12 protein-coding genes are annotated in these 12,871 nt (G+C 63.0%); 4 read left to right on the forward strand and 8 right to left on the reverse strand.

Annotated features, from left to right (window positions below; all coding sequences use genetic code 11):
* The first annotated feature begins 2 nt into the window (after positions 1 to 2).
* The gene (locus DNK59_RS01995) at positions 3 to 227 is read left to right on the forward strand and encodes a hypothetical protein (protein WP_092311061.1); all 225 of its coding nucleotides are present in this window, start codon (positions 3 to 5) and stop codon (positions 225 to 227) included.
* Between the two features lie 87 nt (positions 228 to 314).
* Here DNK59_RS01995 and DNK59_RS02000 read toward each other — a convergent pair whose 3' ends face one another.
* The 8 genes from DNK59_RS02000 to DNK59_RS02035 form a co-directional block, all read right to left on the reverse strand.
* Positions 315 to 1,412, reverse strand: coding sequence for a DUF1513 domain-containing protein (locus DNK59_RS02000; RefSeq protein ID WP_110722244.1), 1,098 nt, complete (start codon positions 1,410 to 1,412; stop codon positions 315 to 317).
* A 2-nt stretch (positions 1,413 to 1,414) separates the two neighbouring features.
* Positions 1,415 to 2,479 carry an imelysin family protein gene (locus DNK59_RS02005; RefSeq protein WP_110722114.1) on the reverse strand — a complete coding sequence of 355 codons (1,065 nt, stop codon included), beginning with the start codon at positions 2,477 to 2,479 and terminating at the stop codon, positions 1,415 to 1,417.
* Positions 2,480 to 2,521: 42 nt separating this feature from the next.
* Positions 2,522 to 3,946 carry a di-heme oxidoredictase family protein gene (locus tag DNK59_RS02010; RefSeq protein ID WP_110722115.1) on the reverse strand — a complete coding sequence of 475 codons (1,425 nt, stop codon included), beginning with the start codon at positions 3,944 to 3,946 and terminating at the stop codon, positions 2,522 to 2,524.
* Between the two features lie 190 nt (positions 3,947 to 4,136).
* The gene (locus tag DNK59_RS02015) at positions 4,137 to 5,477 is read right to left on the reverse strand and encodes an imelysin family protein (RefSeq protein WP_110722116.1); all 1,341 of its coding nucleotides are present in this window, start codon (positions 5,475 to 5,477) and stop codon (positions 4,137 to 4,139) included.
* Positions 5,478 to 5,637: 160 nt separating this feature from the next.
* Positions 5,638 to 7,689: a bifunctional diguanylate cyclase/phosphodiesterase gene (locus DNK59_RS02020; protein ID WP_110722117.1), complete on the reverse strand. Its 2,052-nt coding sequence runs from the start codon at positions 7,687 to 7,689 to the stop codon at positions 5,638 to 5,640.
* A gap of 303 nt (positions 7,690 to 7,992) precedes the next feature.
* Positions 7,993 to 8,589: a superoxide dismutase gene (locus DNK59_RS02025; RefSeq protein ID WP_016966196.1), complete on the reverse strand. Its 597-nt coding sequence runs from the start codon at positions 8,587 to 8,589 to the stop codon at positions 7,993 to 7,995.
* A 176-nt stretch (positions 8,590 to 8,765) separates the two neighbouring features.
* A complete protein-coding gene (locus DNK59_RS02030) occupies positions 8,766 to 9,368 on the reverse strand; it encodes a LysE/ArgO family amino acid transporter (protein ID WP_110722118.1) in 603 nt (200 codons plus the stop codon).
* A gap of 2 nt (positions 9,369 to 9,370) precedes the next feature.
* Positions 9,371 to 9,775, reverse strand: a complete 405-nt coding sequence (locus tag DNK59_RS02035; protein WP_110722119.1) for an ACT domain-containing protein — start codon at positions 9,773 to 9,775, stop codon at positions 9,371 to 9,373.
* 111 nt (positions 9,776 to 9,886) lie between these two features.
* Here DNK59_RS02035 and DNK59_RS02040 point away from each other — a divergent pair, with 111 nt between their 5' ends.
* From DNK59_RS02040 to DNK59_RS02050, 3 genes are all read left to right on the forward strand, one after another.
* Positions 9,887 to 10,786, forward strand: a complete 900-nt coding sequence (locus tag DNK59_RS02040; RefSeq protein ID WP_110722120.1) for a LysR family transcriptional regulator ArgP — start codon at positions 9,887 to 9,889, stop codon at positions 10,784 to 10,786.
* 97 nt (positions 10,787 to 10,883) lie between these two features.
* Complete coding sequence (locus DNK59_RS02045) at positions 10,884 to 11,876, forward strand: NAD(P)-dependent oxidoreductase (RefSeq protein ID WP_110722121.1); 993 nt, start codon at positions 10,884 to 10,886, stop codon at positions 11,874 to 11,876.
* Between the two features lie 106 nt (positions 11,877 to 11,982).
* The gene (locus DNK59_RS02050) at positions 11,983 to 12,822 is read left to right on the forward strand and encodes an ATPase (protein ID WP_110722122.1); all 840 of its coding nucleotides are present in this window, start codon (positions 11,983 to 11,985) and stop codon (positions 12,820 to 12,822) included.
* Positions 12,823 to 12,871: the final 49 nt, after the last annotated feature.

Consider the following 12,871-nt stretch of genomic DNA (forward strand, 5'->3'; position numbering starts at 1 on the left):
CTATGAAGCTAGAAATTGCACGAGGTGTTTTCCTGGCAGGAGCCTTGGCAGTTGCTTCCTTGGCGCTGGTTGTCTGGGAGCAGCCGCGAACGCAGGTGCTCAGTGCCGTTCAAGGGGAACATTGTCCTTTGCCGCGGGTTGCCAAATCGACAACCGCCGCCCGGCCCGATCATGACCTGCTGTTGTTCATGTTCGGCATGAGCCAGGGCTTGAAACCCCAGAGCTGAACCTATTCCCCCGCCCAGCCAAAGGCCTCGCCATGCGAGGCCTTTGGCTTCTCTGACGCTTGGGCATTGGCGCCGGCCGCGGGCTGGTCAGACCAGATGCAAATGGTTGTCCCAGAGCCCGGCAGGCAGTTCCAGGGGCTTTGCCACAATCTGCTGCTGGCGACAGTCATAGAAGCGGCAACGGCCTTGGCCCGAGGTCACCACGAAGCCATCGGCCACGGCGCCGACCCCGGCGCAGTCCGGCAGCGGGGCATCGACCCGCACCGCGCCGCTGTCCAGATCCCAGATGAAGAAGCGGTTGCCCCGTGGGGCGGTCAGGGCCACCAGTCGCAAGTCGCTGTGCACGGCAACGCTGGCGGTGTAGTGCCCCATGGCCTGCAACTGCTGTTCGGGGACCGGGAAAGCCGTGAAGGGCTGGCCCGGACGCTTGATCGCCAGCAGCTCCGAGGATTCGTGGGCGGCACCCATGAACTGCTGGCCGGTGACAATGGTGCCGTCGCTGGCGATGCCCATGTGGCGCACGCTGTTCATCTGCTGGGCCAGGGTTTCCTTGCTCAGCAGGGTGCCATCACGCTGCATCAGCACCAGGCTCGGCTCCATGGCGTCGAGGTTCATCTCCACCCGGCTTTCGGCCTCGGTGCGGATACCACCGTTGGCCACCACCAGGGTTTCGCCGTCGGGCATCCAGGACACCTGGTGCGGGCCGATGCCATGGGTGGACAACTCGTCGCTGTGCACCAGGCGTTCGCCTTCAAAACGGTAGACCCCCAGCAGGCCGCGCCCCGGATCACGGGTGTCGTTCTCGGTGGCGTACAGCCACTGGCCGTCCTTGTGGATCACCGCGTGGCCGTAGAAATGCCGGTCAGGCTGCGAGCTCAGGGTTTGCAGCAGGGTGCCGTCCCGCAGGTCGATCAGGTAGCTTTCGGTGCCCGGACGCCGGGCCACGAACAGCGCGATCGGCAGTTGTGGGTGGTTGATGATGTCATGGCAACGCTGGCCGACCTGGGTGGCAAACACCTGTTTACCGTCCAGCTGATAACCGACGGCGTAGTGCTTGCCGTCACCATCGTCCCTGGCCGACAGCAGCAGGGGCTGCTTGTCCTTTTGCTTGAACAGCGTCCAGCCACCCAAGGTCACCGCACTGAGCAGCAGGCTGCCCAGTGCCAAAGCCTGACGTCGCAGCATCATCAGTCACCGTCGTTGGCGTTGAAGCCCAGTTGGATGCCCAGCGCCTTGGCCAGTTCGCCTTCGTGCAGGCGGTGGACCACGTTGAGGCTGTCGTACAGATCGTTGAGTTGCTGGCGCCCGGCGTCGTCATTGAGCATTTCAGTGAGCGAGCGCTGGGTGCTGGCAAAGAGTTTCAGCGAGGCGGCGTAGGCGGCGTCGATCTTGTCGGCCAATGGCTTCTGGTCGGCCGGCAACAGGCCCCGCAGGCCCTTGTTGTCGACCCCGGCCCAGACGGTCTGGGCGGCGCTGAGGCTGGCTTCCAGGCCCTGCAGGGACGATTGGCTACGCCAGGCGTCGGCCTGGAACGGCTGGGGGATGCCCTTGGTCTGGCGGCCCATCGGCGTGCCGAGTTTCTTCTTCAGGGTATCCAGGGCGGTGACCTGAACCCGCAGCAGGTCGGCGATGGCCTCGTGGGAGTCGGCGTAGCGCTGATTGGGGAACTTGCTCATCTGCGCGAGCATGCCGTCGTTGGTGTTCCAACTCGACAGGATCTCTTCGGCCAGTTGCTTCTGGCGTTCACCGATGGCGGTCAGCAGCGGGCAGTAGCGGGCTTTCTGCGCGCTGTCGGCCATGTCGATCTTGCTGTCGAAGAGGATGTATTCGTAGGCCGACAGGCCTTGTACCACCACGCTGGACTTGGCCAGGGCCGCGGCATCGATCTGCGGGGTGGCGCTGACCAGTTGCTCGACCTGACGGCCCACCAGGTTCTTCTTGTCCGGCCAGAACTGCACCTGCCAGGAGCGGTTGCCTTCGGCCAGCGGACCGATCAGCAGCGGCTGCAGCTCGGCCCAGGCCTTCTGCGCGTGGAGGAAATCGGCACGGGCGGTGTCCAGGCTTTGCTTGCCTTCACAGAACGCCAGGGCGCTGATGGCCAGCTGGCGGTCGGCATCGACCCAGCGGCTGTAGGTCGGCAGGATGACCTGCTTGGCGATGGCCGCCGAGGTCACGGCTTGTGGATCCTGGGGGGCGCAGGCGCCCAGAGCGAGTGCAGCCAGGCTGGTGAACAGCAGTTTGGGGCGGAACATGTTCGGGCTCCCTTTATTGTGGAAAAACGGTTGAGTCGAGCGTTATAGAGAATTCAGGAAGGCCAGCAGCGCGGCGCGCTGCTCGGCGTTGAACGCGAGCACCTGTTGCTTCGCGCCTTCGGCCTCGCCGCCATGCCAGAGCACTGCTTCCATCAGGTTGCGGGCACGGCCGTCATGCAGGAACTGGGTGTGGCCACTGACGGTTTCAGTCAGGCCAATGCCCCACAGGGGGGCGGTGCGCCAGTCGCGGCCACTGGCCTTGAACTCCGTGCGCTGGTCGGCCAGGCCTTCACCCATGTCATGCAGCAGCAAGTCGCTATAGGGGCGTATGACCTGGTTGGCCAATTCGGGTTCGGCGGCATCGGCTGCCGTGGTGAAACTCGGGGTGTGGCAGGACTGGCAACCGGCCTGGAAGAACAGGTTCTTGCCGGCCAGGACCTGGGGCGAGTCGACGTCGCGGCGCGCCGGTACCGCCAGGTTGCGGGTATAGAACAGCACCAGGCGCAGGATGTTGTCACTGACCTCCGGCTCGCCGTCCGGGCCGTTGCCGTTGGGCGCCTGCTTGCACGCGGTTTGCGCCTCGGTGCAGTCGTCGAAGGGCCGCAGGCTGGTGGTCAGGCCCATGTCGCCGGAAAACGCATGAACATTTTGTTGATTGAGATTGGGTTGTCCGGCTTTCCAGCCAAAGCGCCCGAGCACGGTCTTTTGCTGGGCGTCATCCCAGACCCAGTTGGGGCGCCCGGCGATGGCCCGGGTGCCGGCAGCTGGTTGGGCGTTGGCGAGGATCGCCGCTTCGGGAATGGCTTCCAGCAGCCCCAGGCCGATCATCGGCGGCGCCACTCGGGCGGAGAACCGCGTCTCGGGGTGCATCGGGCCGTAACCCAGATCGGTGATCTGCAGCCTGGGCTTGCGCAGCTCCACCTGGGTGCCGTCCTTGAACCGTACCGGCACGCTGTCGTAATCGACCCGGACCCGGCCTTCGGGAGCGACGCCGGGAATCGCCATGTCCTGCAACTGGCCGCCGTATACCGGTTCGGGCACTACGCCAAGCTGTTCGATGACCTTGGCGTAGGCCGGGGCATCCGGGATCGACAGGCGCACCAGCATGGACACCGCGTTCAGGGCATCCGGCGCGGGCGGATGGCCGCGGCCGTCCTTGATGTGGCAGTTCTGGCAGGCGTTGGTGTTGAACAGCGGGCCCAGGCCGTCGCGGGCGGTGGTGGTGGAGGGGGCGATGACCCAGGGGTTGCGAAAGAAACTGTTGCCCACGCTGAAGTCCAGGCGTCGGGTGGCCGGCAGATTGGCCGAGGGCAGGGAAAACGCGTTGCGATCCGCCTTGTTGACCGTGGTGGCGCCGCCGGCGCGGGCTTCACCGGGTTCGGCCCGGGTAAAGCGTGGAGCGTCATCGCAGGCACTCAGGCCCAGGGCCATGATCAGAGCGAACCAGCGAAGCTGCGACGAAGGCATCGGACATCCTGCAAGACGAGCAAAACAAGGGCGCAAAGTCTAACAGGCTGATGAAGTTTGAATAAGAGGAATTATCGTTTGGTTTGACGCAGGACAAGCTTGCCGAGGGACGGCTCAGCCAAGGCGCTGCAGTCTCGCTGCGACAAAAAAGGCGACCCGAAGGTCGCCTTTTTGGCTCATGCGGTGCTGATCAGAACTCGTGATCGGCGTTGTCCGGGTTCAGGTCGCTGATCCCCAGTTTGCCGGCGGCCTGTTCGATCGAACCGGTCTGCTTGACCAGGGCGGCGATGGCATCGCGCACGATCTGGTTGCCGGACTCGTTGCCTGCGGCGATCAACTGGTCGTAGTGCTCACCCTTGTTGGCGTGGTCGACCATGATCTGGATCTTGGCTTCGGTAGCGGCCAGATCGGCTTTCAGGGCGGCGTCGGCTGCGGGGTCGGCCTTGGCCACCAGGGACGACAGGCTGGCGCCGGTCATCTTGGTGCCGTCGACACGGGTGTATTCGCCCAGGTAGACGTTGCGGATGCCCTTGGCGTCGTAGAAGTGCGAGTTGTGGGTGTTGTCGCTGAAGCAGTCCTGTTCGTCTTCAGGCGAGTTGGCCTCCAGGGACACTTTCATCCGCTCGCCGGCCAATTCGCCCAGGGACAGGCTGCCCATGCCGAAGAGCATCTTGCGCAGGCCGGTTTCGGCCGGTTCCGCTTCCAGGGTGGCGCGGTAGTTGTCGGCCACGTCCGGTTTCCAGTTGCCGACCATTTCTTCCAGGTCGTTGACCAGCAGTTGGGTCACGGCTTTCAGATAGGCGCGACGACGATCGTTGTGGCCGCCGGTAGCACCTGCGCCTTCCAGATAGTCGGACGCCGGACGCGCGCCGGCGCCGGGACCGGTGCCGTTGAGATCCTGGCCCCAGAGCAGGAATTCGATGGCGTGGTAGCCGGTGGCGACGTTGGCCTCGGCACCGCCCAGCTCGTTCAGGCTGGCCAGGGTTTCCGGGGTGATGTCCTTCACGTCGATCTTGTCTTCGCCGACCTGGATCTGGGTGTTGGCGATGATGTTGGCGGTGGCGCCGGGGTTGCCCAGGGCGTGTTCATAGCTCTTGTCGACGTAGTCGATCAGGCCTTCGTCCAGCGGCCAGGCGTTCACCTGGCCTTCCCAGTCATCGATGATGGTGTTGCCGAAGCGGAACACTTCGCTCTGCAGGTAAGGTACGCGAGCGGCCACCCAGGCAGCCTTGGCGGCTTTCAGGGTTTCGTCGTTGGGCTTGGCGAGGAAGGCGTCGATGGCGGTTTGCAGGGTTTTCGCGGTGGATTCGGCATCGCTGTAGACGGCAAATACCATGTCGGCGTAATGCGCGACCACGGCCTTGGCTGCGGCTTCGTCGACCTTGCCGGCGGCGTCGTTGGCCGGGGTGGCGGTGCTGGCAGCCGGGGTCGGCGCTTGAGCGGCAGCCTTGTCGTCTTTGCCTTCGCCACAGCCGGCGAGGGAAATAGCGATGGCCAACAGACTGGCGGTAGCCAGAGGCATACGAATCATGGCGAACATCCTGCTTCGAGAGGGGGAGTGGACGGCGCGTGGGGCGCGCAAAACTGCGACATAATGCGAAAGATTTGCATTATGTGTAAAGGGTCGCGCCTGTAAATATTTCTTATTCAGCGGGGGATTGCGTCAGCCGAGGGGCCGGCGCAATGCCTGTTCAGAGGATGGCCGCGTTACTGCGCTGCGCCTGTTTCAGGTAGGCGCTCAACTCCCGGGCCGGCAGGGGTTTGCTGTAGTGGTAGCCCTGACCTTCATGACAGCCTTCGGAGATGATGTAGGCCTCCTGTTCGGCGGTTTCCACGCCTTCGGCAATCACTTGCATGCCCAGGCTTTTGCCCAGTTGGATGATGGCGCGCACGATGGTGGCATCGTCGTCGTCATCCAGCAGGTCCTGCACGAAGCTCTTGTCGATCTTGATCTTGTCCAGAGGCAGGCTTTTCAGGTAGCTCAGGGACGAATAGCCGGTGCCGAAGTCGTCGATGGCGATCAGCGCCCCGGAGCGACGCAGGCTCAGCAGGTGCTGGGCGGCGGTGCTGATGTCTTCCATCAGGCCGGTTTCGGTCACTTCCAGTTCCAGGCTGCGGGGCGGTAGGCGGTAGATCTGCAGTAGGTTGTTGACCACCCGCGGCAGTTCGGCGTGGTGCAGTTGCACCGTGGACAGGTTGACCGCCATGCGCAGGTCGGTGAAGCCCATGTCGTGCCATTCCCGCAGTTGGCGACAGGCCTGGTCCAGCACCCATTCACCGATGGCGATGATGGTGCCGTTCTGTTCCGCCAGGGGGATGAACAGGTCCGGCGGCACCATGCCGTGCTCGGGGTGCTGCCAGCGGATCAGGGCCTCGACCCCCACTACCCGATGGTCGCGATAGCTGATCTGCGGCTGATAGACCAGAAAGAACTGTTCCCGGATCAGGGCCTCGCGCAGGTCCTTTTCCAGTTCCCGGCGCCGGCGCATCTCGCTGTCGACGCTGGCGATGTAGAACTGATAACGGTTGCGTGAGCGGCTCTTGGCCAGGGTCATGGTCTGTTCGGCTTTCTGCAGGAGTTTTTCCGTGCTGTCGCCGTCTTCCGGGAACAGGGTGATGCCAATGGTGGCGCGCAGGCGGATTTCCTGATGATCCAGAGCAAAGGTGGCTTCCAGGTCGTCGAGGATGCTTTGTGCCAGTTCCGCCGCTTCATAGGGCTGTTCGATATCGGCCTGGACCAGGGCGAATTGATCGCCGCCCAAACGTGCCAGGGCGCCGAGACGGCCGCTGTGACCCCGCAGGCGGTCGGCCAGGGCCAGCAGCAATTGGTCGCCGGTCTGGTAACTGAACTGTTCATTGATGCCCTTGAAGTCGTCCAGACCGACACAGAGCACGGCGACCCTGCGTTGCAGGCGGCCGGCGTCCACCAGGATCTTGTCCAGTTGCTGTTGCAGTTGCTGGCGATTGGGCAGGCCGGTGAGGAAGTCGTATTGGGCCATGCGCAGCAGGCTGTTTTCCGCTTCGTGGCGCAAATGGGTGTTGCGCTCGATGGAGGCCAGCAACTGGTTGGCGGTGTTGATCCAGATGCCCAGCTCGTTCTTTTCGTGGCCCTTGAGCAGGGGTAACTGGTGTTCACTGGGGCGGTCGGGATTGATGTTGGTCAGGTGCTCGATGATTCGTGACAGCGGCTTGGTCAGCAGCCAGTGATAGACCAGGTACAGCACCAGGCCCATGGCCAGGGCGCGCAGGACTCCCGAGACAAAGATGATCACCGAGCTGATGATGAAATCCTGACCATAGGTGGCGGTGTCCAGGGTAATGCTCAGGTCGCCGTAATACTCGCTGTAGGGCCCACGGCCAACCAGTTGGGTGGTGAAGGTACGTTCCTGGCCAAGGATCAGATCCGTGAGCCAGCGACTGGGGGAATGCTGCAGTTCGCGGGTTTTCTCCGCCAGCATGGTTTCGTTGGGGTGGCCAATGGAGGCCATGCGCACCGCGTCATCCTGGAACAGGCCTTCAATGACTTGCATGCCCATTTCCCGATCCAGGCTGTAGACAGCCTGTGTCGATGGGTCGCGAAACATGTCGAGAATGCGCTGGGCATCGTTAGCGACCGCCTGCCGGGTCTTGTAGGCGTCGAAGACGATCTGGGCGCAGCTCAGAACCACGCCGACGATGAGTGCCGACAGCAGCACAACCCGGAGCAACTTCACCGACAAGCTGTTTTTGAGTTCCAGCTTCAAAGGGCTATTCCTTGTTCCGTGCGTGTAGCGTCAAGTTGCCATGAGTATTGGCAATCCCGTGATAGCCGTCAAAGTGACATCAGCGCCGAAAACAGGACGTCTGCGGGCCAGGCCCGGGTGATCAGATTCAGGATTGCGCCAGCTGTGGATAGTGTGTCGGTAGCGACGCCTTGCAACTTGAGGGGCGGCGTTGTTTTTTGCATCAGATTAATCTTAGCGTCTCGGCTGGGCGGGACAAGATGCCAGCTTTGCCAGAGGCAAAAAAAACCCGGCCAGGCCGGGTTTTTTGTACTGCAAACGGACTTAAGCGACGAAGTTCTTGCCTTCGAACTGCTCAGCCACGAATTTCCAGTTGACCAGGTTCCAGAACGCTTCGACGTACTTGGGACGAACGTTGCGGTAGTCGATGTAGTAGGCGTGTTCCCAGACGTCGCAGGTCAGCAGCGGGGTGTCGCCGCTGGTCAGCGGGTTGCCGGCACCGATGGTGCTGGCCAGGGCCAGGGAACCGTCGGCTTTTTTCACCAGCCAGCCCCAGCCGGAACCGAAAGTGCCAACCGAAGTCTTGGTGAATTCTTCTTTGAACTTGTCGAACGAACCGAATGCCGCGTTGATGGCATCAGCCAGGGCGCCGGTTGGTTGGCCGCCGGCGTTTGGCGCGAGGCAGTTCCAGTAGAAAGTGTGGTTCCAGACCTGTGCTGCGTTGTTGAAAATGCCGCCCGAAGAGGTTTTGACGATCTCTTCCAGAGTCTTGCCTTCGAACTCAGTGCCTGGCACCAGGTTGTTCAGGTTCACGACATAGGTGTTGTGGTGCTTGTCGTGGTGGTATTCCAGGGTTTCCTTGGAAATGTGCGGCTGCAGGGCGTCGTGTGCATAAGGCAGCGGCGGCAATTCGAAAGCCATGATGATTCTCCTAATCAGGTCAGTTGCGGTGAGCGCAAGGCCGATCACGGGCGGCCGGACATGCGCCGGGGAGTTTGTACTCTTTGCGGCGCAGGGATCGGATCATAGCACCGGGGGTGCGGCTTAACCACGCAACAACTGTGTGGGATAGAGGTTCCAGAGCCTTTTGCAATAAGTCATGCAGCGCTGATCAACTGCAACGCCACGCTGAACATCATCACCGCCACCAGCAGGTCGAGTATCCTCCAGGTGCTCGGTCGGGCGAGCCAGGGAGCCAGCCAGGCAGCACCCAGGGCCAGGGTGAAGAACCACAGCAGCGAAGCGCTGGCAGCGCCGACCACATAGGCGCCCGGTTCGGTCTGCTGAGCCCCCAGCGAGCCGATCAGCAGCACGGTGTCCAGGTACACGTGGGGGTTGAGCAGGGTTACCGCCAGGGCGCTGAGCATCACTGCCCGCAGGGAGCGCGCAGTCTGGCCTTCGCCCTGCTGCAGGCTTTGCCTGGCGCAGGCCCGGCGCAGCGCCTGGGCCCCATACCAGATCAGGAACGCCGCGCCGCCCCAGCGCGCCACGGCCAGCAGCATCGGGCTCTGGGCGAGCACCGTGGCCAGGCCGAATACGCCGGCGGCCACCAGCAGGGCATCACAGGTGACGCACAGTGCCGCCACCGGCAGGTGGTGCTCACGGCGCAGACTCTGGGCCAGGACGAAAGCGTTTTGCGTACCGATGGCCATGATCAGGCCGGCGGCCACCAACAGGCCGTTGACATAGCTTTGCCACATGATTACTGCTCCTCGCCGGCGGCCAGTTGCTGCAGCACCTGCATCGCCCGCTGGGCATCGGCCTGGCCGACAAACAGGTGATCGTGGTAGTAGCCGGCGATCACGTTGCAACTGATCCCGGCCCGGCCCAGAGCGCCGGCAAAGGCGGCGGTCAGGCCCACCGCTTCGAGTGCCGAATGCACATTGAGGGTGATCCAGGCGGCGACATAATCGAAGACCAGTCCCAGGCGTTCGGCCTCCTGCCGCTGGATGATCACCGTCAGACCTTCCTGTTCGCGAAAGCTGCCCAGCACCTCGGAGCCCTGCAGCAGGCTGTGGTCAGCGAGGCTACAGAACACGTATTCGCCGTCGTTGAGCTGCGGGCTCATGCTGCGCAGCAGGGTTGTGAGGGAAGTTTCACCGGCCATGAACAAAAATCCTTGAACTAAGAGGTATTACCGAGGCTTGAGGCTGGCTATTTTCCGGTTGCATGCCGTATAAGAAAAACCAATATTGCTGATCACTCATTAGGAAAATTGATGTTCGACTACAAGCTGCTTTCTGCCCTGGCTGCGGTGATCGAACAGGCAGGTTTCGAGCGGGCGGCCCAGGTGCTGGGGCTGTCGCAGTCGGCGATTTCCCAGCGCATCAAGCTGCTGGAGGCCCGGGTCGGGCAGCCGGTGCTGGTGCGGGCGACACCGCCGGCGCCCACGGAAATCGGCCGACGCCTGCTCAACCATGTGCAGCAAGTGCGTCTGCTGGAGCGGGACCTGCAAAGCCTGGTGCCGACCCTGGATGAAGAAGGGCTGCCGGAGCGCTTGCGCATCGCCCTCAACGCCGACAGCCTGGCCACCTGGTGGGCCCAGGCCGTGGGGGACTTCTGCGCTGAGCAGCACCTGCTGCTGGACCTGGTGGTGGAGGACCAGACCGTGGGCCTCAAGCGTATGCGGGCCGGGGAAGTGGCCGCCTGTGTCTGCGCCAGCGAGCGTCCAGTGGCGGGTGCCCGCAGCCTGCTGCTGGGGGCCATGCGCTACCGGGCCCTGGCCAGCCCGGCATTTATCGCCCGGCACTTTCCCCATGGCGTGCATGCCGAGCAACTGGCTCGGACCCCGGCGCTGGTGTTCGGTCCCGACGACTTCCTGCAGCATCGCTACCTCGCTTCCCTGGGCGTCAACGGCGGTTTCGAGCATCATCTGTGTCCGTCATCCGAGGGGTTCATCCGCCTCACCGAAGCCGGTCTAGGCTGGGGCCTGGTGCCCGAGCTGCAGGTTCGCGAGCAACTGCAGCGCGGTTCGCTGGTGGAGCTTTTGCCGGATAAACCCATCGATGTGCCGTTGTACTGGCATCATTGGCGCAACGGCGGGCAACTGCTCGGGTTGTTGACCGAGCACCTGGCCCGTCTATCTGCGCAATGGCTGGTGCCCTGGGAGCAGCCATGAGCGTCAAGCGACAAGCCGCAAGTAGACAGCTTGCGCACTGATTTTTAACTTGCAGCCTGTAGCTCCGGGCTCGTCACTGCTTTCTTAGGAAGATTTCATGAAGATTCTGGTTACCGGCGCAAGCGGCTTTATCGGCGGGCGCTTCGCTCGCTTTGCCCTTGAGCAGGGCCTGGAGGTGCGGGTCAATGGCCGGCGTGCCGAAGCGGTGGAGCATCTGGTGCGCCGTGGCGCGCAGTTCATCCCGGGCGACCTGAGCGATGCCGATCTGGTCCGCGAGTTGTGCCGCGACGTTGATACCGTGGTGCATTGCGCCGGTGCCGTGGGCCTGTGGGGGCGCTATCAGGACTTCCACCTGGGCAATGTGCTGGTCACCGAGAACGTGGTCGAAGCCTGCCTCAAACAGCGGGTGCAACGCCTGGTGCACCTGTCTTCGCCGTCGGTCTATTTTGATGGTCGCGATCATCTGGGGCTGACCGAGGAACAGGTGCCCAAGCGCTTCAAGCACCCGTATGCGGCCACCAAGTACCTGGCCGAGCAGAAGGTCTTCGGCGCCCAGGAGTTCGGCCTGGAGGTGATTGCCTTGCGCCCGCGCTTTGTCACGGGGGCCGGCGACATGAGCATCTTTCCGCGGCTGTTGAAGATGCAGCGCAAAGGTCGCCTGGCCATCGTCGGCAATGGCCTGAACAAGGTCGACTTCACCAGTGTGCACAACCTCAACGAGGCCCTGTTCAGCAGCCTGCAGGTCGGCGGCTCGGCCTTGGGCAAGGTCTACAACATCAGCAACGGCGCGCCGGTGCCGCTGTGGGACGTGGTCAACTACGTGATGCGCCAGATGCAGGTGTCGCAAGTCACCCGCTATCGCTCCTTTGGCCTGGCCTACAGCGTCGCGGCGCTCAACGAGGGGTTCTGCAAACTCTGGCCCGGGCGCCCTGAGCCGACGCTGTCGCGCCTGGGCATGCAGGTCATGGACAAGAACTTCACCCTGGACATCAGTCGTGCCCGGCATTATCTGGGGTATGAGCCCAAGGTCAGTCTGTGGGCCGCCCTGGATGAGTTCTGCACCTGGTGGAAGGCTCAGGACATAAGCTGAAATCAAAGACTGAACCCTGTTTGCCCGGTCCGGTCCATTGGCCGGGCTGATTAGCGGTTTATACTCGCCGCACTCAGCCATCACCGCGGTCCATAAAGGTTGCCCCATGCGTAACGATGCACACGATGACTTCGATGACGTTCCAAGTCTGCGCGCCGATCCCCTCGACGACGATGTCTTCCCCACCACCCATGCTGCCCGCGAACGCACCACCGTGCATTCGCGCAGCACCCCGGTGGTCAAGGTCAAGGGTCCCAGCACCGGTCCTTTGTGGGCACTGGTCGGTGCGCTGTTCTTTGCCTTCATCGGTCTGGCCTGGTGGAGCTTCCAGCAGATCTCGCTGATGGAGCAGCAACTGGTGGCGACCCAGGAAAGCTTCGCCAGGATCAGCGAAGAGGCCGCCGGCCGCTTGCAGGACATTTCCGGCAAGGTGGTGGCCAGCCAGACCAATGTCACCACCGACAGCGAAGCGTTGAAACTGCAGATCAAGCAGTTGGAAAACCGCTTGCAGGACCAGAGCCGACAGCAGCAGGGGGTGGCGGGCCAGGCTACCGACCTGGACAAGCGCCTGGCACAGATGAGTGCCCAGACCAGCGAACAGCAGGCGGCCAACAGCCAGTTGCAGGCCCAGGTAAAAGCCCTGAGTGCTGAGCTGGCGAACCTCAAGGGCGCCCAGAACGATGCCGGCAAGCTCGATGCCCAGCTCAAGAGTCTGAATGCCGATCTGGCTGCGCTGAAAAAACAGGGCAACCCGAGCGCCGCCATCGAGCGCCTGGAGCAGGAGCTGGTGGTGCTCAAGAGCGAACAGGACAATCGTCCCGCCGCCGCGCAGAACGGCGCCAGTACTGCCGAGTTCGATGCCTTCCGTGGTCAGGTCACCCGCAACATCAATACCCTGCAAAGCCAGATTCAGAACCTGCAGCAGCAGATCAACAACCGCCCTTGAAGGCTCAGCCCTCCCGCTGCCCATGGAGTCGGGGAGGGCCAGCCAGGGT

It is taken from the genome of Pseudomonas sp. TKO26 (genome assembly GCF_003225665.1).
Taxonomy (GTDB): domain Bacteria; phylum Pseudomonadota; class Gammaproteobacteria; order Pseudomonadales; family Pseudomonadaceae; genus Aquipseudomonas; species Aquipseudomonas saponiphila.

Bases quoted from the DNA above. Each gene is read 5' to 3' on its own strand.
- DNK59_RS01995 (WP_092311061.1), top strand. From the start codon at position 3: ATGAAGCTAGAAATTGCACGAGGTGTTTTCCTGGCAGGAGCCTTGGCA.
- DNK59_RS02000 (WP_110722244.1), bottom strand. From the start codon at position 1,412: ATGCTGCGACGTCAGGCTTTGGCACTGGGCAGCCTGCTGCTCAGTGCG.
- DNK59_RS02005 (WP_110722114.1), bottom strand. From the start codon at position 2,479: ATGTTCCGCCCCAAACTGCTGTTCACCAGCCTGGCTGCACTCGCTCTG.
- DNK59_RS02010 (WP_110722115.1), bottom strand. From the start codon at position 3,946: ATGCCTTCGTCGCAGCTTCGCTGGTTCGCTCTGATCATGGCCCTGGGC.
- DNK59_RS02015 (WP_110722116.1), bottom strand. From the start codon at position 5,477: ATGATTCGTATGCCTCTGGCTACCGCCAGTCTGTTGGCCATCGCTATT.
- DNK59_RS02025 (WP_016966196.1), bottom strand. From the start codon at position 8,589: ATGGCTTTCGAATTGCCGCCGCTGCCTTATGCACACGACGCCCTGCAG.
- DNK59_RS02030 (WP_110722118.1), bottom strand. From the start codon at position 9,368: ATGTGGCAAAGCTATGTCAACGGCCTGTTGGTGGCCGCCGGCCTGATC.
- DNK59_RS02035 (WP_110722119.1), bottom strand. From the start codon at position 9,775: ATGGCCGGTGAAACTTCCCTCACAACCCTGCTGCGCAGCATGAGCCCG.
- DNK59_RS02040 (WP_110722120.1), top strand. From the start codon at position 9,887: ATGTTCGACTACAAGCTGCTTTCTGCCCTGGCTGCGGTGATCGAACAG.
- DNK59_RS02045 (WP_110722121.1), top strand. From the start codon at position 10,884: ATGAAGATTCTGGTTACCGGCGCAAGCGGCTTTATCGGCGGGCGCTTC.
- DNK59_RS02050 (WP_110722122.1), top strand. From the start codon at position 11,983: ATGCGTAACGATGCACACGATGACTTCGATGACGTTCCAAGTCTGCGC.